The 25984-nt window shown below is 57.1% G+C and carries 23 protein-coding genes and 1 pseudogene; 20 read left to right on the top strand and 4 right to left on the bottom strand.

Annotated elements, in window-relative coordinates; translation table 11 throughout:
* Nucleotides 1-3 precede the first annotated feature (3 nt).
* The 15 genes from ACOVRA_RS01285 to ACOVRA_RS01215 all read left to right on the top strand — a co-directional run bounded on the left by ACOVRA_RS01285 (nt 4) and on the right by ACOVRA_RS01215 (nt 17154).
* Entirely contained in the window at nt 4-1395 is a 1392-nt protein-coding gene (locus ACOVRA_RS01285; protein ID WP_421718731.1) for a flagellar hook protein FlgE, read from the top strand.
* A gap of 153 nt (nt 1396-1548) precedes the next feature.
* The gene (locus tag ACOVRA_RS01280) at nt 1549-1806 is read left to right on the top strand and encodes a DUF1153 domain-containing protein (protein WP_290808655.1); all 258 of its coding nucleotides are present in this window, start codon (nt 1549-1551) and stop codon (nt 1804-1806) included.
* A gap of 245 nt (nt 1807-2051) precedes the next feature.
* Nucleotides 2052-3674, top strand: coding sequence for a flagellar basal-body MS-ring/collar protein FliF (gene fliF / locus ACOVRA_RS01275; protein WP_421718730.1), 1623 nt, complete (start codon nt 2052-2054; stop codon nt 3672-3674).
* Nucleotides 3675-4688 carry a flagellar motor switch protein FliG gene (gene fliG / locus ACOVRA_RS01270; RefSeq protein ID WP_290808649.1) on the top strand — a complete coding sequence of 338 codons (1014 nt, stop codon included), beginning with the start codon at nt 3675-3677 and terminating at the stop codon, nt 4686-4688. It begins immediately after the preceding gene.
* Nucleotides 4689-4729: 41 nt separating this feature from the next.
* Nucleotides 4730-5338 carry a hypothetical protein gene (locus ACOVRA_RS01265; RefSeq protein WP_421718729.1) on the top strand — a complete coding sequence of 203 codons (609 nt, stop codon included), beginning with the start codon at nt 4730-4732 and terminating at the stop codon, nt 5336-5338.
* Nucleotides 5339-5349: 11 nt separating this feature from the next.
* On the top strand, nt 5350-5706 hold the full coding sequence (gene fliN / locus ACOVRA_RS01260; protein ID WP_421718728.1) for a flagellar motor switch protein FliN: 357 nt from the start codon (nt 5350-5352) through the stop codon (nt 5704-5706).
* Between the two features lie 71 nt (nt 5707-5777).
* Complete coding sequence (locus tag ACOVRA_RS01255; protein ID WP_290808640.1) at nt 5778-7172, top strand: sigma-54-dependent transcriptional regulator; 1395 nt, start codon at nt 5778-5780, stop codon at nt 7170-7172.
* Nucleotides 7173-7181: 9 nt separating this feature from the next.
* Nucleotides 7182-9299 (top strand): flagellar biosynthesis protein FlhA, encoded by a 2118-nt coding sequence (gene flhA, locus ACOVRA_RS01250; protein ID WP_421718727.1) that lies wholly within the window; start codon nt 7182-7184, stop codon nt 9297-9299.
* Nucleotides 9300-9311: 12 nt separating this feature from the next.
* Complete coding sequence (locus tag ACOVRA_RS01245; RefSeq protein WP_421718726.1) at nt 9312-10571, top strand: hypothetical protein; 1260 nt, start codon at nt 9312-9314, stop codon at nt 10569-10571.
* Nucleotides 10568-11398, top strand: a complete 831-nt coding sequence (locus ACOVRA_RS01240; RefSeq protein ID WP_421718725.1) for an AAA family ATPase — start codon at nt 10568-10570, stop codon at nt 11396-11398. Before ACOVRA_RS01245 ends, ACOVRA_RS01240 begins: the two co-directional genes overlap by 4 nt.
* Nucleotides 11399-11504: 106 nt before the next feature.
* Nucleotides 11505-13661 carry a primosomal protein N' gene (locus ACOVRA_RS01235; RefSeq protein WP_421718724.1) on the top strand — a complete coding sequence of 719 codons (2157 nt, stop codon included), beginning with the start codon at nt 11505-11507 and terminating at the stop codon, nt 13659-13661.
* A 72-nt stretch (nt 13662-13733) separates the two neighbouring features.
* Complete coding sequence (locus ACOVRA_RS01230) at nt 13734-14408, top strand: glutathione S-transferase family protein (protein ID WP_290808624.1); 675 nt, start codon at nt 13734-13736, stop codon at nt 14406-14408.
* A gap of 51 nt (nt 14409-14459) precedes the next feature.
* Nucleotides 14460-15557, top strand: a complete 1098-nt coding sequence (gene queG, locus ACOVRA_RS01225) for a tRNA epoxyqueuosine(34) reductase QueG (protein WP_421718738.1) — start codon at nt 14460-14462, stop codon at nt 15555-15557.
* On the top strand, nt 15539-16309 hold the full coding sequence (gene mtgA / locus ACOVRA_RS01220; protein ID WP_298230632.1) for a monofunctional biosynthetic peptidoglycan transglycosylase: 771 nt from the start codon (nt 15539-15541) through the stop codon (nt 16307-16309). Before queG ends, mtgA begins: the two co-directional genes overlap by 19 nt.
* A complete protein-coding gene (locus ACOVRA_RS01215; protein WP_421718723.1) occupies nt 16306-17154 on the top strand; it encodes an ATP-binding protein in 849 nt (282 codons plus the stop codon). The genes mtgA and ACOVRA_RS01215 overlap by 4 nt, the downstream gene beginning before the upstream one ends.
* Nucleotides 17155-17473: 319 nt before the next feature.
* Here ACOVRA_RS01215 and ACOVRA_RS01210 read toward each other — a convergent pair whose 3' ends face one another.
* From ACOVRA_RS01210 to ACOVRA_RS01195, 4 genes and pseudogenes are all read right to left on the bottom strand, one after another.
* On the bottom strand, nt 17474-18511 hold the full coding sequence (locus tag ACOVRA_RS01210; RefSeq protein WP_421718722.1) for a peptidoglycan DD-metalloendopeptidase family protein: 1038 nt from the start codon (nt 18509-18511) through the stop codon (nt 17474-17476).
* Between the two features lie 55 nt (nt 18512-18566).
* Complete coding sequence (locus ACOVRA_RS01205) at nt 18567-19208, bottom strand: protein-L-isoaspartate(D-aspartate) O-methyltransferase (RefSeq protein ID WP_290808609.1); 642 nt, start codon at nt 19206-19208, stop codon at nt 18567-18569.
* A pseudogene (gene surE, locus ACOVRA_RS01200) lies at nt 19205-19969 on the bottom strand (5'/3'-nucleotidase SurE). Before surE ends, ACOVRA_RS01205 begins: the two are co-directional and overlap by 4 nt.
* A gap of 88 nt (nt 19970-20057) precedes the next feature.
* Nucleotides 20058-20468, bottom strand: coding sequence for a DUF1761 domain-containing protein (locus ACOVRA_RS01195; protein ID WP_421718721.1), 411 nt, complete (start codon nt 20466-20468; stop codon nt 20058-20060).
* Nucleotides 20469-20769: 301 nt separating this feature from the next.
* Here ACOVRA_RS01195 and ACOVRA_RS01190 point away from each other — a divergent pair, with 301 nt between their 5' ends.
* From ACOVRA_RS01190 to ACOVRA_RS01170, 5 genes are all read left to right on the top strand, one after another.
* Nucleotides 20770-21594 (top strand): flagellin, encoded by an 825-nt coding sequence (locus tag ACOVRA_RS01190; protein ID WP_421718720.1) that lies wholly within the window; start codon nt 20770-20772, stop codon nt 21592-21594.
* Nucleotides 21595-21812: 218 nt separating this feature from the next.
* The gene (locus tag ACOVRA_RS01185) at nt 21813-22637 is read left to right on the top strand and encodes a flagellin (protein ID WP_421718719.1); all 825 of its coding nucleotides are present in this window, start codon (nt 21813-21815) and stop codon (nt 22635-22637) included.
* Between the two features lie 237 nt (nt 22638-22874).
* Nucleotides 22875-23699, top strand: coding sequence for a flagellin (locus ACOVRA_RS01180; RefSeq protein ID WP_421718718.1), 825 nt, complete (start codon nt 22875-22877; stop codon nt 23697-23699).
* 230 nt (nt 23700-23929) lie between these two features.
* Entirely contained in the window at nt 23930-24754 is an 825-nt protein-coding gene (locus ACOVRA_RS01175; protein WP_421718717.1) for a flagellin, read from the top strand.
* Between the two features lie 231 nt (nt 24755-24985).
* Nucleotides 24986-25861 carry a flagellin gene (locus tag ACOVRA_RS01170; protein WP_421718716.1) on the top strand — a complete coding sequence of 292 codons (876 nt, stop codon included), beginning with the start codon at nt 24986-24988 and terminating at the stop codon, nt 25859-25861.
* The last annotated feature ends 123 nt before the right edge of the window (nt 25862-25984 follow it).

The following is a 25984-nucleotide window of genomic DNA, read 5'->3' as shown; positions in this document are numbered from 1 at the left end:
TCAATGTCGATCAATAACGCAATGCTGGCGGGGGTTTCGTCCCTCATCGCCAATTCCAGTGCCATGGCTGTCGTCTCTGACAACATCGCCAATGTGAACACGACCGCCTTTAAGCGGAACCGCACGGACTTCACCCGACTGGTCAATCCTCAAAGCAAAAGCTCTACCTATAATGCAGGTGGGGTTTCCGCGCAGACACGGCAATTGGTGCGTTCACAAGGTAATTTGAACACGACCTCGACAGTGACAGACCTTGCAATCTCGGGACAAGGCTTCTTTGCTGTGTCGCCCCTGCAAACAGCTGGTGGCGCTGTGACCGACGTGGCGTTCACACGGGTCGGGACATTCGCTGCCAATGATGAAGGCAATCTGGTCAATCAAGCCGGATATTTCCTGCAAGGATGGCGCGTTGACCCAACAGGCACGGTGACAACCAGCCCCAGCGATCTAAGCTTGCTTGAAACCGTCAATATAAGCTCGATTTCCGGCACGGCGACCCCGTCCACGATCGCCAAAATCAACGGCAATCTGAAATCGACGACCCCAGTTAGCACGGCTGTATCCGGCGGCACCTATAATGCGGCGACCAACAACATGGCTTCGGGCGCTGTGACGCCAGATGCCAACTGGTCCTTCCAAGTCTATGACAGTCTCGGCGGTCTGCGTACCTTTAATGTCGCCATGCTGAAGAGTGCGACGGCCAATCAGTGGATTACAGAAATCTACGCCTCGCCTGCAAGCAGCGTCACAACCGGCGCGCCTCTGGTAAATGGTCAGATTGCCACTGGCACATTGGCCTTTACCCCAAGCGGCAAGCTCGACACCGCGGCAACCACCCCTGCACTCTTGGCTGGCTTCAATTTGGGCGCGGCAGCAGCGGGTGCTCCGGCTGCGGGCACAGCCAAATGGGCCGCCTCGACCGGTCTTGCCGCCCAAACCTTCAGTCTCGATCTCGGCCAAATCAGTGGCGAAGGCGGCGTGAGCCAGTTCGACAGCCCAACCGCGATCACCTCCACCACAACCGATGGTTCGCTCTTTGGCGATGTGAGTGGGGTAGAGATTTCGAAGGATGGCTACATCTCGGCGATCTTCAACAATGGTGTTACCAAGAAGATCTTTAAGCTGCCGGTCGCGACATTTATTAATCCCGACGGGCTCCTGGCGGACCGCGGCGGCGTCTATCGTCCGACGGCAGATTCCGGTCAGTTCAGCCTGAAAGATCCAGGGCTCGGCGGCGCAGGCGTGATTGCCTCATCCAGCCTCGAATCCTCAAGCGTTGATTTGGCTCAGGAATTTTCTTCCATGATCATCATTCAACGCGCGTACAGCGCCTCGTCGAAGATCATCACGACAGCTGATGACATGCTCGACGAAGTCATTCGAATGAAGCGCTAAGGCTGACAAGCTGAACGCCTCGCTACGGCAATCTGAAGAATTCTGATGTCTGAAATCACTCAAAATTAAGCCTGTCGCTTAGCGCGGCCTTAAATCGAAAGGCGTATCTTCTTCTCAAGAACAAGATATGGAGGTGAGCACATGGTGCACGCCATGCAACGGGAATTATCGGTGACGGGTCCAGAGGGTACACCTCTTACTTTGTCGAGTTTACCACCACCCAACACAGAACGTTGGGTCGCACGCCGCAAGGCTGAAGTAGTTGCTGCTGTTAAAGGCGGTCTGCTCAGCTTTGAGGATGCGTGCGCGCGCTATCGCATCACAGCGGAGGAATTTCTCGGCTGGCAACGTCAGGTGGACCGTCACGGTCTTCCAGGACTGCGTGTCACACGCATCCAAAACTACCGTTAAGTTTGCAGGCTTAACCGCCGAAATTAACGTGTCTTTTACCTAACACCCGGAAAAAGCTGCCTAGCAGGCAAAAATGACCGAGTAGCCATGAAGGCTATTCGGTCACTTTGCCACCGTGCTGCGTCTCATTCGGATCGTCTAAAACCGACCGAAGCATGCCAGCGCGAAACAAGGTGACGGAGCGCCCGAACACCCCACAGACCCTTTAAGGCTGCGGGTTTTGGCGCTTCAAGCGGAGCGGGTCGTTGGAACGATTTATCTCGATTTTGAAGTCAGCAGGTCCAGCAAAGCTGATCGCCGCCTTTGCAGTGACAGCATTGGTGGCTGCAGCCTTGTTCGCGATTATGTTCCGCGTTGGTGCAGAAGAGCGTTCACTGCTTTATTCAGATTTGTCCGCAAAAGATGCAGCAGCGGTGAGCGAAAGCCTGACGGCTGCCAAGGTTGATTTCCAACTTTCCCCCGATGGGTCGAGCATTTTTGTTCCCCGCTCAAAGGTCGCCGAAGCCCGCATGCGTCTGGCTGCAGACGGTCTGCCCGGCCAAGGCTCGATTGGTTACGAGATTTTTGACAAGCAAGACGCCTTGGGTGCCACCTCCTTTGTGCAGAATGTCAACAAGTTGCGGGCGCTGGAAGGCGAATTGGCGCGCTCAATTGATAGCCTCGACACCGTTAACGCCGCGCGCGTCCATTTGGTTCTGCCTGAGAAGGCTCTGTTCCAAACCAATTCAGAGCCACCGACTGCGTCGATCGTGGTTGGGCTAGAGCGCGGGTCGCTATCGGAAAAGCAAATCAACGCCATTCGCAGTCTCGTCGCAGCTGCGGTTCAAGGGCTTTCGCCCGATAAAGTGACGATTTTGGACGAGCGCGGCGAATTGCTCGCCGGCGCCAGCATTGGCGCAGACGCATCGTCGGCAGCTATGGATGATCGCACCAGCCAATATGAAGAGCGCCTGCGCCGTCGTTTGCAGGAAATCGTTGAAGGCATTGTCGGCCCAGGTGCTGCGCGGGTGCAAGTTTCTGCTGATCTGGACTTCAGCCAAGTCACCAAAACCGAGGAAAACTTCAATCCCGATCAAGTGGCACCACGCTCCACTCGGACCATTGAAGAAGTGGCTGCCGATAAAGCCAATGATCAAGGCGTCACCCAAGCCCAAAACGTCCCCGACGGCCAAACGCCCGGTGCAGCAGGGGGACAAGAATCCAACTCCAACCGCACCGACGAAACCGTCAATTACGAGATTTCAAAAAGCACCCGCACCGAAGTCATCACGCCAGGCAAAGTGACGCGTCTGTCAGTTGCGGTTGCTGTCGACGGTGTCTCAACGCCGGTGGCCAAAGCAGGTGAAGCGCCCAAATGGGCCGCACGTCCTGAGGCCGAAATGAAGCAGATAGCGGCCTTGGTTAGCTCGGCTGCCGGCATTAATGAAGAGCGCGGCGACAAGATCGAAGTGGTCAATGTGCGCTTTGCCAAGGCTGCTGCCGACGCTGGCTCTAAAGCGCCTAGCGCCTTTGCTTTTGACAAAAACGACATCATGCGCGGCGCTGAAATCCTTGCGATGACTTTGGTTGCCGCCGCCCTTCTATTCTTCGTCGCCCGTCCTCTGGTTAAAGGCGTGTTTGACTCGTCGAGCGCTGGTTCCGCGAGCATGCCCATGGGTCTGCCCGGCCAAGCTATGGGTATGGCAGGGGCGGGCAGCGTCGCTGCGCTGCCTGGAGGTGAGGCTGGTACAGGCGATGAACGCGTCGACATTGCGCGCATCCAAGGCTCCGTCAACGCCAATGCGATGAAGCAAGTCTCTCAAATGGTGAGCGAAAATCCTGAGCAGACCGTTTCGGTCATCCGGGCTTGGCTGCAGGAGCGCAGATAGATGGCAGCCATCGCATCCTTGAGTGAACTGAAAGGCGCCGAGAAGGCAGCCGTCTTCCTGTTGGCTTTAGGGGAAGACCACAAGACTTTGTGGGAATTCTTCGATGAAGAAGAAATCAAAGAAATTTCACAAGCCATGTCCAATTTGGGCAATGTGCAATCTGACGCAGTGGAAGAATTGGTGGTCGACTTTGTCGGTCGCATTTCCAATACCGGCGCGGTCATGGGGTCCTATGAACAGACCCAGCGTCTTTTGGCCTCCATCTTGCCACCTGAAAAGGTGGAAGCCATCATGGAAGAAATCCGGGGTCCGGCCGGTCGAACCATGTGGGACAAATTGGGCAATGTCGCGGAAACGACTTTGGCCAATTATCTGAAGAACGAATATCCCCAGACGGTGGCTGTGGTCCTGTCGAAGGTAAAGGCAGACCATGCGGCGCGGGTTTTATCCGCGCTGCCAGACGATTTTGCGCTCGAGTGCGTGAACCGGATGCTGCACATGGAGCCGATCCAACGCGACATTCTGGAAAAAATCGAAATCACCTTGCGCAACGAATTCATGAGCAATTTGGCGCGGACTTCCAAGCGCGACAGCCATGAATTAATGGCCGAGATCTTCAACAATTTCGACCGCGCCACCGAGAACCGTTTCATCGGGGCCTTGGAAGAGCGCAACCGCGAAGCGGCCGAGCGGATTCGCTCCTTGATGTTCGTGTTTGAAGACTTGAAAAAGCTCGATCCAGGTGGGGTTCAAACCCTGTTGCGGGCGGTCGAGAAGTCGCAGCTGGCCTTGGCGCTCAAAGGGGCGTCCGACGAGCTGCGCAATCTGTTCTTTAGCAACATGTCCGAACGCGCCGCGAAAATCATGCGCGATGACATGGCCTCGATGGGCCCTGTGCGCCTGAAGGATGTCGATGGCGCGCAGTCCGGCATGGTCCAGATCGCCAAAGACTTAGCCCAGCGTGGCGAAATCATGCTCGCCGAAGGCGGGCGTGATGATGAGCTGATTTACTGAGGCGCATGATGGTTCACTCTTCAAAATATAGCTTCGAGCCCATGTTCACCAAAACCGGTGCCACGCCGCCTAGCGCCTCGAACCGCCGTAAGGTTTTGACTGACGAGGATGTGGCCGCTGCCCATGCCGCAGGCTTTGCCGAAGGGCAGGCGGCGGAATTGGTAAAGGTCGAGCGGGCAACCAGCGAATCCCTGCGCGCGATCGCCCGCATGATGCAAATGATGTTGGGTCGCCTGAATGAGGAGGCCCATAGCCTGCGCCAAGATGCAACCGAAGTTGCGCTCGCCGCCGCACGCTCGGTCGCTCACGATGCCCTGGACGCCTATGGCGCAGACCGGGTTGAGGCGATTGTTGCCTCTGCTGTCGCCCATTTGCGCGACACACCGCGCCTCGTTGTCCGGGTCTCGCCCGACTTGGCCGAGACGATTGAAGAACGCCTGATTGGGTGCGCCCACGAAGCTGGCTTTACCGGCGAAATCGCGGTGCGTCCTGATCCTCAAGCTCAGACCGGGGATTGCACCCTGGATTGGGGCGATGGGCGCATTGTGCACGACCGTGCAAGTGCCCTCGCCGAGATTGAAACTTCTGCTCAAAACTGGCTGGCCTCAGCAGACGCTGAAGGCTTAAGCCTCGACATGACCCAGACCTGAGGAGGCCTGAAATGGACGAAAACAACGAGTCCTACGATCTGCCCGACCTCTCGGAGCTTGATCCCCTGCCAGAAGAGGCCGCACAGGCCGAAGTCCCGCAGCAATACACCCGCTCAGCGACTGATCTGGCACCGGTCTTCGATGTGCCGGTGAACATTAAGGCGGTGCTTGGCCGCGCGACGATGGATGTGGCCTCGCTTCTGAAGCTCGCACGGGGGTCCTTGATCGAGCTCGACCGACGCGTCGGGGAAGCCATCGACATTTATGTGAACAACCGCCTCGTGGCGCGCGGCGAGCTTGTCGTCGTCGACGAAAGACTGGGCGTGACCATGACTGAAATCATCAAGGACAATGACACCAACTCATAGACCTTGAACCCGAACGACCGCGCGCAGAAGCGCAAGACTAGTGAACACGCTTAGGCGTGAGGAGACCGAAAATGCGAGTTTTGATTGTTGGCAACATGAGTGGGCAGCTCGCCGTCGCATCCAAGATTGCGATGGATCGCGGTGCCAAAGTGTTCCAGGTCGACACCATTGCCCAGGCCACCACGGCCTTGCGCAATGGCAAAGGGGCAGATCTGCTTCTGGTCGATGTCAGCCATGATATCGCAGCCTTGATTGCGCAGAACGAGGCCGAGCATATCATTGTGCCGGTTGTTGCCTGTGGCGTCTCCACCGATCCACGCACGGCTGCCAATGCCATTCGGCAAGGCGCGCAAGAATTCTTGCCTTTGCCACCGGACCCAGAGTTGATCGCAGCCGTCCTCGCCGCCATCACCGACGACAATCGGCCACTGATCGCCCATGATCCTGCCATGAAGGCCGTGATCCGGTTGGCCGAACAAATTGCCCCATCAGAAGCCAGTGTTCTGATCACGGGCGAAAGTGGCGTTGGTAAAGAAGTCATGGCGCGCTTTGTGCACCAGAATTCCCGCCGCACCGACAAAGCTTTCATCAGCGTCAATTGCGCAGCGATTCCGGATAATCTTCTGGAATCAGAGCTGTTTGGCCATGAAAAAGGTGCCTTTACCGGTGCTTTAGCCCGCCGGATCGGTAAGTTTGAAGAAGCCGATGGCGGCACACTTCTGCTCGACGAAATCAGCGAGATGGACATTCGCCTGCAGGCAAAGCTTCTGCGTGCCATCCAAGAGCGGGTCATTGATCGCGTCGGCGGCTCCAAACCCGTGCCGGTCAATATCCGCATCCTCGCAACCTCGAACCGCAATTTGGAAGAGGATGTACGCGCCGGGAAATTCCGCGAAGACCTCTATTACCGGCTCAATGTCGTCAATCTGTGCATTCCACCCTTGCGCGACCGTCCAGGCGATCTGGTCGCGCTGTCGACCTATTTCATCAAGAAATACACCACCGCCAATGGCTTGAAGCCAAAGGGGATTTCAAACGTAGCGCTCGATGCCATCAAGGCTAATCCTTGGCGTGGCAATGTGCGGGAATTGGAAAATGCCATGCACCGCGCAGTCCTTCTGTCGGCTGGGCCAGAGATTGAGATTGGCGACATTCGCCTGCCCGACGGGTCAGCGTTGGGCACAGCTTCAGCCCTGAACCCGCATGTCGCTACCGCCGGACAAGCCATTTTGGCTGCGCAAGCGGTTCAAAGCGCGCCTGTTAATCTGGTCGGCCGGACGATTGAAGCGGTCGAGCAGGAAATGATCCTCGACACGCTGAAGCATTGCTATGGCAACCGCACCCATGCGGCCCAAATCCTCGGCATCTCGATCCGGACGCTGCGCAACAAGCTGAAGCTTTACTTGGATGCGGGCATCGATGTGCCAGCGCCCGGTGCCAATGAACCCCGCTTTGTATACGGATAAGCCTAGTCCATGACCGACACTTCCGCAGGAATAGGTACGAACCCAAAGGCCCCGCAATTCAGCCTGTCGACCTTCTTCCAAGGGGTGATGACAGGCCAAGTCTTGATGGGGGTTGGGGTTGTTGGGCTGGTGGTCCTTCTGATCATCCCCCTGCCACCCTTCCTGCTGGACTTCTTGTTGGCCATTTCGGTCACAAGCTCTGTGCTGATCTTGATGACGGCGCTGTTCATCCGCAAGCCGCTGGAATTTAGCGCCTTTCCAGCCGTATTGCTGGTGGCCACCATGTTTAGGCTCGGCCTGAATATCGCCTCGACCCGCTTGATCCTAAGCCATGGTCACGAAGGCCCCGACGCAGCTGGTGAGATCATTGCCGCCTTTGGTGACTTCATCATGGGCGGTAATTTCGTCATCGGGATTATTGTTTTCATCATCTTGGTGATCGTGAATTTCGTCGTCATCACCAAGGGTTCGACGCGTATCGCCGAAGTCGCTGCACGCTTCAGCTTGGACGCCATGCCCGGCAAGCAAATGGCCGTGGACGCCGATTTGTCGGCTGGCCTCATCAATGAAGAAGAAGCCCGCCGCCGCCGGAAAGAACTGGAAGGCGAAAGCAACTTCTTCGGGGCGATGGATGGTGCATCCAAGTTTGTGCGCGGTGACGCGGTTGCAGGCCTGATCATCACCGCCATCAATGTGATTGGCGGCATGATCATCGGTATGGCCCAAGAAGGCCTTAGCTTTAGCGAAGCTGGCACCACCTACACCCAATTGACGATTGGCGACGGCCTGATCAGCCAAATCCCAGCCCTCATCATCTCGCTCGCCGCTGGTATGTTGGTGGCAAAAGCAGGCGTGGAAGAGGCCGCAGAAACCGCACTGGCCCGCCAGTTGGCAGGGAGCCCACAAGCGTTGGGGATGGTGGCCGCGACGGCTTTCATCGCAGGCGTCCTGCCTGGCATGCCCATGATTGCCTTTTGGTTGATTGGGGCCGGGGCGAGTTATCTGGCTTATAAGCTGTGGAAGGCCGAAGCCGACAAACAGTTTACCACCGACGTCGCAGCCCATGATGCGGCCAATGCGCCACCAAAGCCTGAAGAAGATGAGCCAATTGCAACAGCGCTCTCCATCGATGAGCTCAAGATCGAGTTAGGCTATGGCTTGTTAGCCTTGGTCAATGACGTCCAAGGTCGCCGCATCACCGATCAGATCAAAGCGCTGCGCCGCCAGATCGCCCAAGAACTGGGCTTTGTCATGCCTGCCGTGCGCATCTTGGACAATATGGCCGTTCCCAACAACAGCTACTCGATCCGCGTGAAAGAGATGGAAGCTGGCGAAGGCGAATTGCGCATCGGCCATCTCTTGGTGATGGACCCAGCCGGCGAGACGCCCAACCTGCCGGGCGAGCCTTGCAAAGAGCCTGCCTTTGGTTTGCCCGCGGCTTGGGTGGCTGAAAGCTTCCGCGAAGAAGCTGCCTTCAAGGGCTATACGATTGTCGATCCAGCAACAGTTCTCACCACTCATCTCACCGAAGTGGTGAAGGACAATATGGCCGAGCTTCTCTCGATTGCTGAAGTCCAGCGCCTGATGAAGGAATTGTCGAAAGAACATCAGAAGCTGGTCGAAGATACCATCCCAAGCCAAGTCTCTTGGGCGACGGTTCAGCGCGTGCTGCAAAGCCTGCTGCGCGAGCGCGTCTCGATCCGCGACCTCGCCACCATCATGGAAGCCATTTCCGAAGCCACGTCGATGGATGCGGTATCGATGGTCGAACATGTCCGTGCGCGTCTGGCCCGCCAGATTTGTTTCCAAAACCGCAGCCCCGATGGCTCACTGCCAATCGTGGCGCTGTCGCCCAAATGGGAGCAGGCTTTCTCCGAAGCGATTGTTGGTGAACGCGGCGACCGTCAATTGGCGCTGGCCCCCAGCCAAGTGCATGAGTTTGTGCAAGCCGTTCGGATTGCTTTGGACCGTGCAGCCCAGACTGGCGAAATCCCTGTCATTCTGACCTCTGGCGGCATTCGCCCCTATGTCCGCTCGCTGATTGAGCGCTTCCGCGCCCAGACCATGGTGATGAGCCAGAACGAAATCCACCCGAAAGCCAAGCTGCGCACCTTGGGCAGTGTCTAGGGTGACTAACTGATGCGCGTCTTCACCTACTTTGCTTCCACCCTGCCTGAGGCGATCGCGCAGGTGCGGGCAGAGCTTGGGCCAAAGGCGGTGGTGTTAAGCTGGCGCAGCACGCGCGGCGGCATTGAGATCAGCGCCTCCGCTGAACCCGGCACCAAACCGCGCGCCAAATCTGCGGTCTCCCCGCCGGAACGCGCCAAGCCAGTCCTAGGGACAACTTCCAAACAAGAGACTTTAGCGCAGCACTTTAAGCCCGAAGATTTCCTGATGGGGGCACCACGCCCAGCAGCTGCAGACATTGTCCCGCTTGCCCCAGCCTCCAAGCCAAAACCAGCACCCGTCAGCGGTCGGGGCACCGCCGCGCTGCTCGGGCGGCAGGCCGCGGCCAGGCCCCTTGTTCAAGAAGCCGCGCCCAAGCCTGCACCAGCTCCGCCTAAGCCAACCGCCAAGGCCGCGCCTGCCACGCAAGCCAAACCCACTCCAGCTCTTGAGCCACCAGCCAACAAGCCTGCGCCATCGCGTTTGGCCATGTTCTGGACGCGGGCTGGGCTGACGCGTGAACAGGCGATGGCCATGGCGCTAAGCGACCACGCCCAATTGCGCCAAGCCCTCTCCGAATCCCTATCGCAAAAGCTGAAGTTTGAGCCGATTGAAGCTGCCCCAACGCGTCCAATCGTGCTGGTCGGCCCTCCAGGTGCAGGCAAAACGGCGGCTGTTGCCAAACTTGCGACGCGGGCCTTGGCCGTTGGCTATGAGGCGCTGTTGATCTCCGTCGATAGCGAGCGCTGCGGCGGGGCTGAGCAATTGCGCGCCATGGCCGATCGCTTGGGCACGCCCTTTGAAACCGCCACAACGTTGCAAGACCTCTCACGCCTGACCAAACAAGCGCGGCAAGCCGGTCAGTGCGTCTTTGTCGATGCCGCTGCTGCCAGCCCGATGCAGCCCTCTGACATGCGCTCTACCGAGCGACTGGTGCAGGAAGTGGGCCTTGAGCCTATCCTCTGCATGCCCGCCGATCTGCGCTATGAAGATCTTGAGGACTTGGGTCTGGCCTTTGCTGAGATTGGCACCAAACGTGCGATTGTAACGCGGTTTGACCTGACCAAGCGGCGGGCCTCGGCGGTATTTGCCTTGCATAAAGCAGGCATCGCCTTGGCACAGATTTCGGCCACCCCTTTTATCACAGGCGGTATCGCGCTGGCTTCTGCCCACCGCGTCGCAGCGCTCCTGCTCGAGCCATTTGATGACATCAAAGCAGAGGATGCGGCATGAGCGATTCTGCAACTACCATCGTGCCGTTTCCAACCCGCAAGCCACCCGGCCGCATTGTCGCGATTGCTTCGGGCAAGGGCGGGGTCGGCAAGACGTTTATCGCTGTTTCTCTAGCCCGCGCCTTGGCCGAGCAAGGGGAGCGCGTTCTTCTGGTCGATGGCGACTTAGGCCTCTCCAATGTCGATATACAATTGGGCGTCCAGCCAGACTTGACCCTCGCCCATGTCATGGATGGGGAAGCAACCTTGGCCGAAGCCGTCATGCGTATTGCAGGCGGTGCGGCAAGCCCCGGTGGCTTTGACTTGTTGCCCGGTAGCCATGGAATCGCCAGCTTTGCCGATCTGGGCGAGCGCGACGTCCAACGCATTGCGGCGGGGATTTCGGCTTTGAGCTTTTCCTATGACCGCGTGATCGTCGATCTGGCAGCCGGTATCGGCCATGCCATGCTGAAGCTTGCCGCCGATGCCGATGATGTGCTGATTGTTGCCTTGGACGAGCCTGCCTCTTTGACCGATGGTTATGCCTTCGTGAAGCTACTGAAAAGCCGCCGACCGAATGCACGCATTGGGGTTTTGGCCAATCGGGTCAAGAATAAGAAAGAAGCCGACCGCATCCATCAATCCTTCGCGCGGGCTTGCGGCTCCTATTTGGGGTTTGAGCCGGGCTGTGCTGGGGCCATCCACGAAGACCAGGCCGTCAAAACAGCCCTGCGCGCGCAAATGCTGTTGTCGCGCCATGCCCCCACCTCCACCGCGCTTGGCGACCTTGAGACGGTCACCCATTTGGTGAAATCTGGCCTAGCGTTTGAAACCCGCATCGCCGCTTGACGCGCGCGGCCCACGCCCTAATCTGACGCAGCTATCTGTTAGCAAATCCTCCTTTGGGCTGAACCGCCCCCTGCCCAAGTCGGCTTGTCTGGCGTAGGAGGAAAGCATGGCTGTTGTTTCCGTCCTTCTTCCCCTGCCCTTGCCGGAAGCGTTTGACTATGTCGTCCCCGCGGAATTGACACTGGGGCTGGGCGATGTGGTGGAAGTGCCCTTGGGGCAAAACCTGCGCATTGGTGTCGTTTGGGCGGTTAAACCCGACAGCGATGGCAGCAATCTAAAACCTGTTAAGTCGCGGTTTGATAGCCCGCCTTTCCCACCCGCTTTGCGCCAATTCATCGATTTTGCCGCCCGCTATCTCGTCACCCCCCCGGGGCAAGTTTTGGCCATGGTGCTGCGGCAACCTGAAGCCTTGGGCCCAGGTCCGTTTGAGCGCTTGGCTGTGGCGACATCGCTGCGCCCTGACAAACTTAATGAAGCTCGGGCGCGGGTTCTCGACTGCGCGCAAGAGCCGATCCCCCGCGCTGCCCTCGCCAAGGCGGCGGGCGTTGGTTCGGGCATTGTCACAGCGCTCCTAAAGCTGGGTGCGTTGGAAGAGATCGAGCGACCTGTCGACCTGCCCTTTGATGTCCCAAACCCCAGTCTGCCGGCGCGGCCCTTGTCTGAGATGCAAGCAGACGCGGCCCATATGATCGCTAAGGCCGCCTCGGCCGGCGGGTTCAGCCCCTTCCTGCTCGACGGGGTGACAGGGTCGGGCAAGACCGAGGTCTATCTGGAGGCCGTCGCGCAAGCCTTGATCGCGCGACCCGATGAGCAAGTGTTGATCCTGCTGCCAGAGATCGCCTTGACCCAAGCCATTGTCGCCCGTTTTGAACAGCGCTTTGGTGCTGCCCCTGCGCAATGGCATTCCGACATTGGCGCCGCGCAAAAGCGGCGGACGTGGCGAGAAGTGGCCGCCGGTCGTGCCCGCATCGTCATTGGTGCCCGCTCGGCCTTGTTTCTACCTTTTGCCAAACTCTCAATGATCCTCGTCGATGAGGAGCATGACAGCAGTTTTAAGCAGGACGACGGCCTGCGCTATCATGCCCGCGACATGGCGGTGGCGCGCGCCAAGTTTGAACAGGCGACCATCGTTTTGGGCTCGGCCACGCCCTCGATGGAGACCCGCCTCAATGCTGATGCCGGGCGCTATCAGCGCCTGCTTCTGCCCAGCCGCTTTGGTGTCGCCCTTCTGCCTGATGTCAGTCTGATCGACTTAAAGGAATATCCACCCGAACGCGATCAGTGGCTGAGCCCGGTGTTGGTGCAGGCTATGGCGGAAACCTTGGAACAGCGTGAGCAAGTCTTGTTGTTCTTAAACAGACGCGGCTATGCGCCCGTGGTTTTGTGCCGCAAGTGTGGGCACCGCATGAAGGCACCCGACACCGAGTCTTGGCTGGTTGAGCACAAATATTCCAACCGCTTAGTCTGTCATCTGACCGGCTTTTCCATGCGCAAGCCCGATGCGTGCCCCAATTGCGGGGCCGAAGATGGGCTGGTCTCGGTTGGTCCGGGGGTAGAGCGTATTGCGGCTGAAGCCACCGAGCGTTTCCCCGATGCACGGATTGAGATTTTCTCCTCCGATACTGCGCACAATCCCCAAGCCGTGCGTGAATTGGTCGGGCGGATGGAGCGCGGCGAGATCGACATTTTGATCGGCACCCAAATCGTTGCCAAAGGCCATAACTTCCCGAACTTGACCTTGGTGGGCGTTGTCGATGCCGATCTGGGCCTCAAAGGGGGTGATCCGCGCGCGGGCGAGCGGACCTATCAGATGTTGAGCCAAGTGGCAGGGCGGGCAGGCCGCGCCGACCGGCCCGGTCGCGCCCTGATCCAAACCCATTATCCCGACAATGAAGCGCTGCAAGCCCTCGTCATGGGCGACCGCGATGCCTTTATCGAAGCCGAAAGCTTGGGTCGCGCCGCCGTGGGGGCGCCGCCCTTTGGCCGTATGGCCGCCCTACACATCATGGCCCAAAGTGATGAGGCCGCCGATGCCGCCGCCCAAGCGGCCAGCGACGCGTTGTTTCCAGCGGATGGCGTTGAAGTGTGGGGGCCAGCGCCACCGCCTTTGGCCATGATACGCGGCTGGCGGCGGCGACGCTTTTTGATCCAGTCCAGCAAGGAAGTTGACCTTTCGGCCTTTATGGCGGCTTGGCGACGCGGATTTCGGGTGCCCGGCAGTGTGCGCGTGAGCATCGACATGGACCCCTATTCCTTCCTGTAGACCACTGCCTGTTTGTTCTGAAACCTGTGTGCCATCATTGACCTTGGCCAGCGGCACGCACAAAGAAAATCCATGCTGCTTGTTCATGCCAGAACCCTAGACCCCCTCTCGCGGGCCGTGCGCTTGGCGCTGGGTGAGAAGCGCGCCGTCTTTCACGTGCGCGAAGCCTTACCGTTTGAAGCCGATGCTGGGCTGCTGGCCGTGGCCCCCGATGGCATGACGCCTGTGCTGGTCGATGATTCCTGGGGCCATGGCGCGACCATCTCTGAAGCGCTCGCAATCTTTGAATATTTAGAAGACCTTTTGCCCACCCCGCCACTTTTGCCCGGCGGACCTTTGGAGCGCGCGGCTGTGCGCGCCATGACGATCCGGGCGATCCGGACTTTGGGGCCGATTGTCGACAATGTCGTGCATGAGAAGGCGCGCAAGGCCCTTGCCCGTGGCGGCGCGCCTGACACCGCCATCCTGCGCCAAGCCACATTGGCAGCGACCCAAACCCTCGACCAGATTGGCCGTGCGGCAGAGGCTGAGGGCTGGATTGGCGGCAAGAAGTTGTCGATTGCCGACATGGTTGCTGCCGCGCATTTCTCCGTATTGGATTATCTCGATGCCGTCAGTTGGAGTAGCGCGCCAGCAGGCAAGGATTGGTATGCGCGTTTGAAGCAGCGCCCGGCGTTCAGACCCCTTCTGGGTGACTTGCTGGCAGGCCTGTCGCCACCGCCACATTATGGTGATTTGGACTTTTAGGAGGGCGCTTTGGCCAAGACCGCGTCCAAATCCCAACCCCTTGATGCCGCTATGGTCAAACAATTGGCGCGCGCGCATGGCTTTGACGCTTGCGGTCTTGCCGATGCACGCGCCGCCTGGGAGGCAGATACCCGTCTCCGCGAGTTCGTCGCCGCAGGCTTTCATGGCGCAATGGGCTGGATGGAAGAGACGCTCGACCGCCGCAGCCATCCCACCGCCATGTGGGAAGATGCCAAGACTGCCATCATGCTGGGCGTCAATTATGGCCCCGATACTGACCCGATGGCGAAATTGGCACATCCGGATCTGGCCAATATCTCGGTCTATGCCGGTGGCGATGATTATCATGATGTGATCAAGAAGCAGCTCAAGGCCTTTGCTGGGCTGTTGCATCGCCAAAGTGGCGCGCAAGTCAAAGTTTTTGTCGACACCGCCCCCTTGATGGAAAAGCCGCTGGCGGCGCGCGCCGGTCTTGGCTGGCAGGGCAAACATACCAATCTTGTCTCCACCGACTTTGGCTCTTGGCTTTTCTTGGGCTGTATCTTGATCGCGCAGGACTTTGCCGCAGATGTGCCAACGAAGGATCATTGTGGGTCCTGCACGGCATGTTTGGACGCTTGCCCGACCAAGGCTTTCCCGGCACCCTATCAACTCGACGCGAGGCGCTGCATTTCCTACCTCACGATTGAACATGCTGGCCCAATCCCGTTGGAGTTCCGCGCCGCGATGGGCAATCGCATCTATGGCTGTGACGATTGCTTGGCCGTCTGCCCATGGAACAAATTCGCCCAAACCGCGCGCGAAACCAAATTGCACGTGCGCGACGCGTTGAAGCAATTGAGCCTGCTCGAATTGGCCTACCTCGATGATACCCATTTCCGGGCATTGTTTGCCAAAAACCCCGTCAAGCGCATTGGCGTCGACCGCTTCTTACGCAATGTCGCCATTGGCCTCGGCAATCGGGGAGCGGCCGAAGCTGTACCTGCCGCCCGTCATCTCAGCCAACATGAAAGCCCGCTGGTGCGCGGGGCTGGAATATGGGCCCTGAAACAATTGATGCCGCCTGAGGACTTTTCAGCTTTGGCAGAGACCAGTATGGCCTATGAGACCGACGCGCTGGTGCGCGCCGAATGGGAACAGCCACTTTGAACCTTGCTACTAGCCCCGCGCCACAGGTAAGCCCGCCGCCCAAGCCAAAGCCTCGCAAGGGCTTTTGGGGTCGCTTGGGGAAGTTCATGCTATTCCTCGCGTTGGCGCCGATCGTCTGGACCTTGCTCTACCGCTTCGTGCCCATCCCGGGGACAATCTTGATGGTGGAGCGTGCCTTTCAAGGCAAGGATGTGCGGCGCAATCCTGTCGCGCTCAACCAGATCAGCCCGCATTTGATCTACTCGGTCATTGCTTCCGAGGACGCGAAATTCTGTAGTCACAATGGCTTTGACTGGATTGCGATCCAAAAGGCAGTGAAGAGCAATGAGCGCGGCCGCAAGCTGCGCGGTGGCTCTACCATCAGCCAGCAGACCGCCAAAAATGTGTTCCTGTGGCCCGAACGTTCGTGGCTGCGCAAAGGCTTGGAGGCGGGCTTTACGGTTCTGATTGAAACCCTTTGGCCTAAGCAGCGCATCATGGAGGCCTATCTGAATGTAGCCGAGTTTGGCCCCGGTATCTTTGGGGCGGAAGCCGGCGCGCTCTATCATTTTGGTAAGCACGCCAAGGACCTCACGCCCATGCAGGCTGCCCGCCTCGCCGCCATTCTTCCGCTACCAGCGAAATGGAGCCCGACCAAGCCTTCCCGCCGCGTGGCGCGCAAGGCCAATGGGATCGTCAAAGGGGCGCGTATCGTGCGCGAAAGTGGCTTGGGTTCCTGCATCAAGATTGAAAAGAAGAAGAAAAAATCATGAAAGAGCAACGCGTGCTTCTTAAACGCATCGCCGAAGCCTTAGAGCGTTTAGCCCCAGCGCCCGCCCCCTTGCCGAGCCCCGACGGCCATGACGTGTTTGTCTGGCGCGGCGATCAGATGCGCTTGAGCCCTGTCGCGCAACCCCGCCGTGTCCCCTTGGCCTTGATCCAAGGGGTGGAGACACAAAAAGGCCGCCTCCTTCAGAATACCGAGCGCTTTGCCGCAGGCCATCCGGCCAACCACGCCATGCTATGGGGCGCGCGCGGCACGGGTAAGAGCGCTTTGGTGAAAGCCGTCCATCATCAGGTTTCCAAGCAGCATCCAGACCTCAAACTGGTCGAGATTGGCCGCACAGACCTCAGAAGCTTACCCGATCTGGCCGACCGTTTAAGTGAAGCAGGCTGGCGCGCCCTTGTTTTCATCGACGACCTTTCTTTTGAAGGGGCGGACGAGACGTATAAGGCGCTTAAAAGCGTGTTGGACGGTGGCGTTTCTGGCGCGATGGCCAATCTATTGGTCTATGTCACCTCCAACCGTCGCCATCTGATCAATCGCCCGGACGGCAATCAAGCGGAATTTCGCCCCGAAGAGACGGTGGAAGAACAAGTAGCCTTGCCAGAGCGTTTCGGCCTGTGGCTGGGCTTCCAAAGCTTGGATCAACCGACATGGCTTTCTATCGTGCGCGGCTATGCCGAGGCGTTAAATCTCGCCCCCGATGATCCAGAGCTAGAACGCACCGCTTTACAATGGGCCGCCCAACGTGGAGCGCGCTCTGGCCGCAGTGCGTGGCAATTCGTGATTGATCGTGCCGGGCAGCTGGGGCTGTCGATCGATCTGCAGGATTAGCTTTTTTGAGGTCATCCCCGCCGCAGCCTGAGCGGAGCGCGGGGCCCGGCAACGAATTTGTGGCACAAGGTCTGAGAGAGTTGGCGGGTGAAACACCCCTTCACCGCCTTCGGCGGATAACGACGCATGCGCCGAAACCCCGTAAACGGGGAAGCGGCAATGGCAGCAGTTGGGAGACGCCGCTTCCCCATTAATGGGGAAGCTGTCCTGAAGGGACTGAAGGGGTGTCAGCGCAAAGGCGTATTTCTACGCAAGACGAAAAGCTCAACAACACGCCGTAGCGCAAACCGCAAACTGGGAAACAGTCAAGACGCCCCACTCAAGTCGGATTGGCGCTGCTTGAGCCCAAAAATGGTACGGGATCGACCGGCTTGGTGGCGTGGCGAACCTGGAAATGCAGGCGGGGCGAGCGGGCGCGGCCGGTTTGGCCGACTTGGCCAATGACTTGCCCGCGCGTGACACTTTGGCCTTCACGGACAGTGACCGAATTGGCGAAGGCATAGGCGGTCATATAATCGTTGGAGTGACGGATCAGGACAAGCCAGCCATAGCCCGCCAATTGATTGCCAACATAGGCAACCGTACCCGAAGCGGCCGCCTTGAAAGGGGTGCCGGCCGGGGCTTCAATCTCAATTCCGTCCACCACGCGTAAGTCCGCTTTGGTGCCGAAAGTCTCCACCACGCGCCCGCGCACAGGCCAAGCGAAACTGGGCGAAGCTGCCAAGGACCCCGGTGTGGCTAGGGGTGGGGTGGATGGTGTCGTCTTGGGCTTTGGTACCTCTGGAAGAGGCCGTTTGGGTAGCGCTGGCGGGGTAACATTTGCGACAGGGCCAGCTTCAACATTTGGGCGCAATTGACCGGGCACGGCCCCACTGACTGGCCGGCCTGCTGCCAATTCTGTGGCCAGTAAGGCAACAAGATCTTGCGGCTCCAACCCCGTCAATTGATCGCGGACCAAAGCTGGCAAGATAACCTTCTGGCCCGGTAGTAATTTCACGGGCCGAGGAAAGCGGTTGAACAAAGCTAGCGACCGCTCGTCCACATTATAGCGCCGCGCAATTGCGGAGAAGCTTTCGTTGCGTCGGACAATATGTACTTTGAGGGGTGGCAGTTTCAGGACCTGACCCGGCGTTAGGGCAAAGGGTGCGCGCAGATCATTGACCTGGATCAGCCCGACCAATGGCGAGCGGGTGCGCTCTGCAATGGCATATAGAGTTTCGCCGCGCATCACCCGGGTCTCTGTCGGCGGATTTTGCGGATCAAAGTCTAGAGTACCCGGCGCGGGCTGAGCCGCCAATGGCGACAGGCCACTCAGGGCGAGGGTAGCAATGAGAATAAGGCTGACGGCGCGACGCATGGTCAAAGCTGTCGCACAACATGGTTAAGCAGGTGTTTCTGTGCCCTTCATTGCCTTAAGCCTCGCGGGCGACACCCGGCAATAGTGGCACAAAGCGGACATCCATCAGCGCTTCTTCTTCAAAGACGCCATCCTCACGTAGGCGATAGCGCAAAAGCTCCTGCACCGCCCCGGCCCCTACGGGGGCAACCAAGATCCCGCCCGGCGCCAATTGCGCGAGCAGTGCGTCTGGGCGAACCGGTGCCGCGCAGGTGAAGATGATGCGGTCAAACGGGCCTTGGTCTGGCCAGCCTAAGCCCCCATCGCTGCATTTGGAAACAATATTGGTAAGCTTGAGCGCCTCATGGCGGCTTTGGGCCAAGCGCAGCAAAGTGCGGTATCGCTCCAATGTAAAGACGCGGCGGGCAAGCTTAGATAGAATGGCGGTTTGATAGCCAGAGCCGGTTCCAATCTCCAAAACCTTTTCCCGCCCAGTGAGCTCTAGCGCGGCAGTCATAATGCCGACGACATAGGGCTGGCTGATGGTCTGGCCGCATTCAATCGGCAAAGCGGCATCTTCCCACGCCCGGCCTTCAAAGCCAGCTGACATGAAGACCTCCCGTGGAATGGTCTCGATAGCATTCAGGACCGAGGGGTCTGTCACCCCTGCCTTTCGCAAAGCGAGAACGATACGGGCGCGACCATCGTCTTGGCTCATGCTTTAAGTACCTCCCGCAGCGCGCCCAAGGCGCTATGTTCGGTCATGTCGATATGCAGGGGCGAGACCGAGATGCGGTTCTCGTAAATGGCCAATAGATCAGAGCCAGCTGGCGGCTTGGAAAGCTTACCCCGATAGCCAATCCAATAATAATCATTGCCGCGCAGATCGCTGCGGCGGTCGATCTGATGGATGCATTCATCACGGAAGCCCTGAAAGGTCGCCTCTTACCCCGTGACTTCTTCGGGTTCGCAATCGGGAAAATTGACGTTCATCACGACGCCGTCTGGCCAAGGGCTGGCTAAGAGCTTGCGCAAGACGTCTGCGCCATGCGCTTCGGCGGTGTGCCAAGGAATGGGTTGGCCAACCCGAAAATTGACCGCTTGGGATAAAGCAATTGAGGGAATGCCCATTTGCATGCCCTGTACGGCTGCCGCGACCGTGCCCGACACACTGGTATCTTCAGCCAGGTTTTGCCCGCGATTGACGCCAGACAGCACCAAGTCCGGGCGGCCGCCTTTTACCAATTCATCCACACCTAAGAGAACGCAATCGGTTGGCGTACCCGAACAGGCAAAGCGGCGCTCACCCACGGTCCGGACTCGAACGGGTTCGGTCAAGGTCAAAGCGCGTGAGGCGCCGGAGCGCTCCACCTCTGGCGCGACGACCCAGATGTCTGAACTGATGGCCTGGGCGATCCGCTCCAAGACAGCCAAGCCCGGCGCATGAATGCCATCGTCATTAGAAATCAAAATGCGCAAAAATTGTCCCCTGTCGAACCAGAATCATCGGTTCTGCCTGATTGGCTTTGGCACGGGGTATCACTTCACGGCCTGCTTCGCGAGCCTCTTATTCGGCGGCTTTCATCGCGCCTAGAACTGCCCCCGCGATCATGGCATTGGCCATTAGATGGGCGGAATCCATCAAAAGAAGCGCAAAGGGCTCGTTGCCATAGGCGTAATTGTACAGGCGCGCGGCAACCAGAAATAACAGGCCCACCATCACGCCGAGCCGCAGACCAGCCATCAAAGTCGTGATGCCGCGGTCCTTGATCAAAAGGCCCATGCCGATCGTGATCATCACGGGCATGATCGGGCTTAAGGCCATCCGCCATTGTTCGCCAGCCAGACTCTCCGCCGTATAGCCAGACAAGGCCATCCATTGCGCCGAAAACAACACACCATAGATGAGCGCGCCGACGATATAGATCAGCACAGAGGCAAGGATCAGCGGGATTAGCTTAAGACCAAAGATGCGCATGTTATTTTTCCCCCAGTTTTTTGATAAAATTTTATCGAGCCTAATACGGAAGCAGATTTGATGCAAAGGCAAAATGGGGCTGCCAGTTTCATAGAAATACCTTGAAAATTAAGGGAAAAACACTGCGGATGAGCAAATAGAAACTATACCTGACAATACCTGCATTTATTTTGAATTAGATATTTGTTTACCATACTTCTCAACGGAGCCTTTAGGACTCACTGGTAGCTTGGTCGGGTATTCAAAACGAATACGACTTGCTGAATGCAAGTGACAACCTAGTATGGATGAGGGCTACGAAATGCTCAGCGTAAACACGAATCAAGGCGCCATGGTCGCGCTGCAAACCTTGAACAAAACCAATTCCGATCTCGACAAGACTCAAAACGCGATTTCGACGGGTTTAAAGGTTGCCACCGCAAAAGATAACGGTGCCATCTGGGCCATTGCCAACAAGATGAGATCCGACGTCGGCGCTTATGACCGCGTCCGTGAATCGACCGACCGCGCAGCCTCTATCTTGGATACAGGTATTGCAGCAGGCGAAAGCATCATGGAACTCCTGAACGAAATGAAGGGCAAAGCCCTCGCCGGTTCTCAAGCAGGTCTGACCGCCTCCGCTCAAGCCGCTCTCGCCGCTGACTTTGCGCAATTGCGCGACCAAATCACCAGCATCATTGCTAACGCGGTATTTGATGGCGCGAACATGATCCAAGGTACGCCAAACAATGCTGTCGCTCTGGGCGACTCGGCTGGCGGCAACACGATTACGGTCAACGGTGCCAGCTTGGCCTTGGGCGGCGCAGTCGTCACCGTCACAGGTACTTCGGCTGTCGATAGTGCCGCTAACGCCACAACAGCCCTCGGCCTTGTCAACACCTCGATTACCAATCTGGGCACCCAATTGGCCACCTGGGGTGCTGGCGCAAAGCGCTTGGACGTGCACAAGACTTTCATTGGCAAACTTCAGGATGCTTTGAACAATGGCATCGGTGCGATTGCCGACGCCGACCTCGCCAAGGAAAGCGCAAAGCTGCAAGCTCTGCAAACCAAATCGCAGCTCGGCATTCAGGCATTGTCGATTGCAAACAGCTCTTCGCAATCAGCTTTGTCGCTGTTCCGCTAAAGATCATAAGAAGAAAAAAGTATCTTACAAATTGGCTCAAGCAGAGATGCTTGGGCCTTTTTTGCATTTTATTTTATGAATACCTCAGATTCTCGCCGAAACAATAAAATTGTATCTAGTTATTAGAAATATATTTCATCCCCGGTGTTACCATGACGTAGATCAAAAAGATCGGTGCATCTGAATGATGCATTTTAGTACGTACCGGAGGATCAAGAATGATCAGTGTAAATACCAATCAGGGTGCCATGGTAGCCCTGCAAACTCTGAACCGCACCAATGACCAAATGGACAAGACGCAAAACGCGATTGCCACGGGTTTGAAAGTCGCTTCAGCAAAAGACAATGGTGCTTTGTTCGCCATTGCCAACAAAATGCGTTCGGACGTGACAGCCTATGACCGCGTGCGGGAATCGGCCGATCGTGCAGCTTCCATCCTCGACACTGGCATCGCCGCTGGTGAAAGCATCATGGAACTGTTGAACGAAATGAAGGGCAAGGCTTTGGCCGGCACGCAGGCGGGTAACTCCACTTCTGCTCAGGCTGCTTTGGCTGCCGACTTCGTGCAATTGCGTGACCAGATCACCAGCGTGATCGCCAACGCTTCGTTCGACGGCGCAAACATGATTCAAGGTACACCCAATAGTGCGGTCTCCTTGGGTGATGCAGCCGGTGGTAACACCATCACCATCGCCGGTGCCAGCTTGGCTTTGGGCGGCACCACGGTGACCGTTGCAGCCGCGGCGGTCTTGACCGACAACACCACTTCTGGAACGGCACTTGGCCAAGTCAACGCGTCTATCACCAACTTGGGGACCCAATTGGCGACCTGGGGTGCTGGTGCAAAGCGCCTAGACGTTCACCGTACCTTCGTTGGCAAGCTGCAAGATGCTTTGAACAACGGGATCGGCGCCATCGTGGACGCCGACCTCGCCAAAGAAAGCGCCAAGCTGCAAGCCTTGCAAGTCAAGCAACAGCTGGGCGTGCAAGCTTTGTCGATTGCCAATGGTTCTTCGCAAACGGCGCTATCTTTGTTCCGCTAATCTTGAAGATACACCTAAAATAGAATGGGCTTGGACAGGTTTAGTCCAAGCCCTTTTTTATTTTATACTGCATTATTCGCACTATTCTTGAATATGTTTTTGCATTTACCAAGAGTTCGATAAAATTGTTCCTAATTGTAAAACCGAAAATCCGCCATCGATCCCTAATGTCTCCGCAAGTCTGAATGACTTTCATGCCTGAATGGCGTGATTTTAGTACCAGTAAGGAGATCAAGAATGATCAGCGTAAATACCAATCAAGGTGCCATGGTCGCTTTGCAGACCTTGAACCGCACCAATGACCAAATGGACAAGACGCAAAACGCGATTGCCACCGGCCTGAAAGTTGCTTCGGCTAAAGACAATGGTGCCTTGTTCGCCATTGCAAACAAAATGCGTTCGGACGTGACCGCTTATGACCGCGTGCGGGAATCAGCCGATCGTGCAGCCTCCATCCTCGACACCGGTATTGCTGCTGGCGAGAGCATCATGGAACTCTTGAACGAAATGAAGGGTAAGGCTTTGGCCGGTACCCAAGCTGGTAACTCGGCTTCGGCACAAGCGGCTCTCGCTGCTGACTTCGTGCAATTGCGCGACCAAATCACCAGCGTCGTCGCCAACGCGTCGTTCGATGGTGCCAACATGATTGCAGCCACCCCAAGCAGCGCCGTATCATTGGGCGACGCCGCTGGCGGTAACACCATCACCATCACCGGCATCAGCTTGGCTTTGGGCAGCACGACCATCAGCGTCGCCGGCACCAACGTCTTGACCGATAACACGACGTCGACCGCAGCACTGACCGCAACCAACAACTCCATCAACGCTTTGGGTACCCAATTGGCGACTTGGGGTGCTGGTGCGAAGCGCTTGGACGTTCACCGTACCTTCGTCGGCAAATTGCAAGACGCATTGAACAACGGGATCGGCGCGATTGTTGACGCTGACCTCGCCAAGGAAAGCGCCAAGCTGCAGGCTCTGCAAGTCAAGCAACAGCTTGGTGTGCAGGCTTTGTCGATTGCTAACGGTTCTTCGCAAACAGCGCTCTCGTTGTTCCGCTAAGATAAGAAGAAAATCAAAAAAGCAAATTGGGCCTGGATCACTTCGATCCAGGCCTTTTTTTAGGTAATTAACTGCGAAATCTCGATTCTATTTGGCGTTACCAAGAGTTCGATAAAATTGCTTCCATTTCCAGAACAGAAAATACGGGTCCGAGACTTATTCTCACGGGTAAGTCTGAATGACTTTCATGCCTGAATGGCGTGATTTTAGTACCAGTAAGGAGATCAAGAATGATCAGCGTAAATACCAATCAAGGCGCCATGGTAGCGCTTCAAACTTTGAACCGCACCAACAACGAGATGGACAAGACGCAAAACGCGATTGCCACCGGCCTCAAGGTCGCTTCAGCAAAAGACAATGGCGCTTTGTTCGCCATTGCCAACAAAATGCGTTCTGACGTCACGGCCTATGACCGTGTGCGTGAATCCGCAGACCGTGCAGCCTCCATTCTCGACACCGGCATCGCAGCTGGTGAAAGCATCATGGAACTCTTGAACGAAATGAAGGGCAAGGCCTTGGCCGGCACCCAAGTCGGTAACTCCACCTCAGCTCAGGCTGCGCTAGCTGCCGACTTCGCTCAATTGCGCGATCAAATCACCAGCATCGGCGCCAACGCGTCGTTTGACGGTGCCAATATGATTGCAGCTACTCCAAGCAACGCCGTTTCTTTGGGTGACGCCGCAGGTGGTAACACCATCACGATCTCCGGCATCAGCTTGGCATTGGGTAGTGCAACGATATCGGTAACAGGTACGAATGACGTTGCCTCAACCGCAAACGCCACGACTTCTCTGACGAACGTCAACGCCTCCATCACCGCTTTGGGTACGCAATTGGCGACTTGGGGTGCTGGCGCGAAGCGTTTGGACGTTCACCGTACCTTTATCGGGAAACTGCAAGACGCTTTGAACAACGGGATCGGGGCCATCGTGGATGCCGACCTCGCCAAGGAAAGCGCCAAGCTGCAAGCCTTGCAAGTCAAGCAACAGCTTGGTGTGCAAGCTCTCTCGATTGCTAATGGTTCTTCGCAAACAGCGCTCTCGTTGTTCCGCTAAGCCCAACAATAAAATTAAAATAGAATGGGCTTGGATTAATGCAATCCAAGCCCTTTTTTTATTCAGAATGCCTGCAAATAATACTAAGTTTCTTGCTGGTTATACTTTGATAGATAAAATTGTACCGATCTTCCAAAGCAAAAATACGCCCTTCCACGTTACATTTGTCTCGAGTCTGAAAGACTTTCGCGCCTGAACGGCACGAGACGCGTATGAGTTAGGAGATCAAGAATGATCAGTGTCAACACAAACCAAGGGGCCATGGTGGCCCTGCAGACTCTGAACCGAACCAATGACCAGATGGCCAAAACGCAAAATGCGATTGCCACCGGTCTGAAAGTCGCTTCAGCAAAAGACAATGGCGCGCTTTTCGCCATTGCCAATAAAATGCGCTCCGACGTTACGGCCTATGACCGGGTTCGTGAATCGGCCGATCGCGCAACAGCCATTCTCGACACCGGCATTGCTGCTGGCGAAAGCATCATGGAATTGTTGAACGAAATGAAGGGCAAGGCTTTGGCCGGCACCCAAGCTGGTAACTCTGCTTCAGCCCAATCCGCTTTGGACGCTGACTTTATCCAGTTGCGCAACCAAATCGTCAGCATCGTTGAAAACGCTTCTTTCGACGGCGCCAACATGATCCGGAACTTCCAAGCAAACGGCACCACGGCTAACACCGTCAACGACGCCATTTCTTTGGGCGACGCTGCAGGCGGTAACAACATCACCATCGCTGGTGCGGGTATGCAATTGCGCGCCACCACAGCTGCGGTCGCCGGTGGTGAAATCATGCGCTTTGGTCAAGACCAAACGATCTCGTCGACGGCCAACGCCACGACCGCGGTCGGCTTGGTCAATACCACGATTGATAACCTCGGGACCCGTTTGGCGACTTGGGGTGCTGGCGCGAAGCGTTTGGACGTTCACCGTACCTTTATCGGGAAACTGCAAGACGCATTGAACAACGGGATCGGGGCCATCGTGGATGCCGACCTCGCTAAAGAAAGCGCTAAACTGCAAGCTCTGCAGGTTAAGCAACAGCTGGGCGTTCAAGCTCTGTCGATTGCTAATGGTTCTTCGCAAACAGCCCTCTCGCTGTTCCGCTAAGTTCATTTTTGGAACCCAACTTTTCGGGCCCGGCCTTACCGCCGGGCCCTTTTTCTTCACAGATCACAAACGCGCAATAAGTCTTAATTTTATCTAAAATTTGGTCGATTGGGGAAACCTTCC

The organism is Aquidulcibacter sp. (genome assembly GCF_049239865.1).
Taxonomy (GTDB): Bacteria; Pseudomonadota; Alphaproteobacteria; order Caulobacterales; family Aquidulcibacteraceae; genus Aquidulcibacter.
Note: the sequence above shows the minus strand (reverse complement) of the source record. Positions and strands in the feature narration are given on the sequence as shown.

Bases quoted from the DNA above. Each gene is read 5' to 3' on its own strand.
- ACOVRA_RS01285 (WP_421718731.1), top strand. From the start codon at position 4: ATGTCGATCAATAACGCAATGCTGGCGGGGGTTTCGTCCCTCATCGCC.
- ACOVRA_RS01280 (WP_290808655.1), top strand. From the start codon at position 1,549: ATGCAACGGGAATTATCGGTGACGGGTCCAGAGGGTACACCTCTTACT.
- fliG (WP_290808649.1), top strand. From the start codon at position 3,675: ATGGCAGCCATCGCATCCTTGAGTGAACTGAAAGGCGCCGAGAAGGCA.
- ACOVRA_RS01265 (WP_421718729.1), top strand. From the start codon at position 4,730: ATGTTCACCAAAACCGGTGCCACGCCGCCTAGCGCCTCGAACCGCCGT.
- fliN (WP_421718728.1), top strand. From the start codon at position 5,350: ATGGACGAAAACAACGAGTCCTACGATCTGCCCGACCTCTCGGAGCTT.
- ACOVRA_RS01255 (WP_290808640.1), top strand. From the start codon at position 5,778: ATGCGAGTTTTGATTGTTGGCAACATGAGTGGGCAGCTCGCCGTCGCA.
- flhA (WP_421718727.1), top strand. From the start codon at position 7,182: ATGACCGACACTTCCGCAGGAATAGGTACGAACCCAAAGGCCCCGCAA.
- ACOVRA_RS01245 (WP_421718726.1), top strand. From the start codon at position 9,312: ATGCGCGTCTTCACCTACTTTGCTTCCACCCTGCCTGAGGCGATCGCG.
- ACOVRA_RS01240 (WP_421718725.1), top strand. From the start codon at position 10,568: ATGAGCGATTCTGCAACTACCATCGTGCCGTTTCCAACCCGCAAGCCA.
- ACOVRA_RS01235 (WP_421718724.1), top strand. From the start codon at position 11,505: ATGGCTGTTGTTTCCGTCCTTCTTCCCCTGCCCTTGCCGGAAGCGTTT.
- ACOVRA_RS01230 (WP_290808624.1), top strand. From the start codon at position 13,734: ATGCTGCTTGTTCATGCCAGAACCCTAGACCCCCTCTCGCGGGCCGTG.
- queG (WP_421718738.1), top strand. From the start codon at position 14,460: ATGGTCAAACAATTGGCGCGCGCGCATGGCTTTGACGCTTGCGGTCTT.
- mtgA (WP_298230632.1), top strand. From the start codon at position 15,539: ATGGGAACAGCCACTTTGAACCTTGCTACTAGCCCCGCGCCACAGGTA.
- ACOVRA_RS01215 (WP_421718723.1), top strand. From the start codon at position 16,306: ATGAAAGAGCAACGCGTGCTTCTTAAACGCATCGCCGAAGCCTTAGAG.
- ACOVRA_RS01210 (WP_421718722.1), bottom strand. From the start codon at position 18,511: ATGCGTCGCGCCGTCAGCCTTATTCTCATTGCTACCCTCGCCCTGAGT.
- ACOVRA_RS01205 (WP_290808609.1), bottom strand. From the start codon at position 19,208: ATGAGCCAAGACGATGGTCGCGCCCGTATCGTTCTCGCTTTGCGAAAG.
- ACOVRA_RS01195 (WP_421718721.1), bottom strand. From the start codon at position 20,468: ATGCGCATCTTTGGTCTTAAGCTAATCCCGCTGATCCTTGCCTCTGTG.
- ACOVRA_RS01190 (WP_421718720.1), top strand. From the start codon at position 20,770: ATGCTCAGCGTAAACACGAATCAAGGCGCCATGGTCGCGCTGCAAACC.
- ACOVRA_RS01185 (WP_421718719.1), top strand. From the start codon at position 21,813: ATGATCAGTGTAAATACCAATCAGGGTGCCATGGTAGCCCTGCAAACT.
- ACOVRA_RS01180 (WP_421718718.1), top strand. From the start codon at position 22,875: ATGATCAGCGTAAATACCAATCAAGGTGCCATGGTCGCTTTGCAGACC.
- ACOVRA_RS01175 (WP_421718717.1), top strand. From the start codon at position 23,930: ATGATCAGCGTAAATACCAATCAAGGCGCCATGGTAGCGCTTCAAACT.
- ACOVRA_RS01170 (WP_421718716.1), top strand. From the start codon at position 24,986: ATGATCAGTGTCAACACAAACCAAGGGGCCATGGTGGCCCTGCAGACT.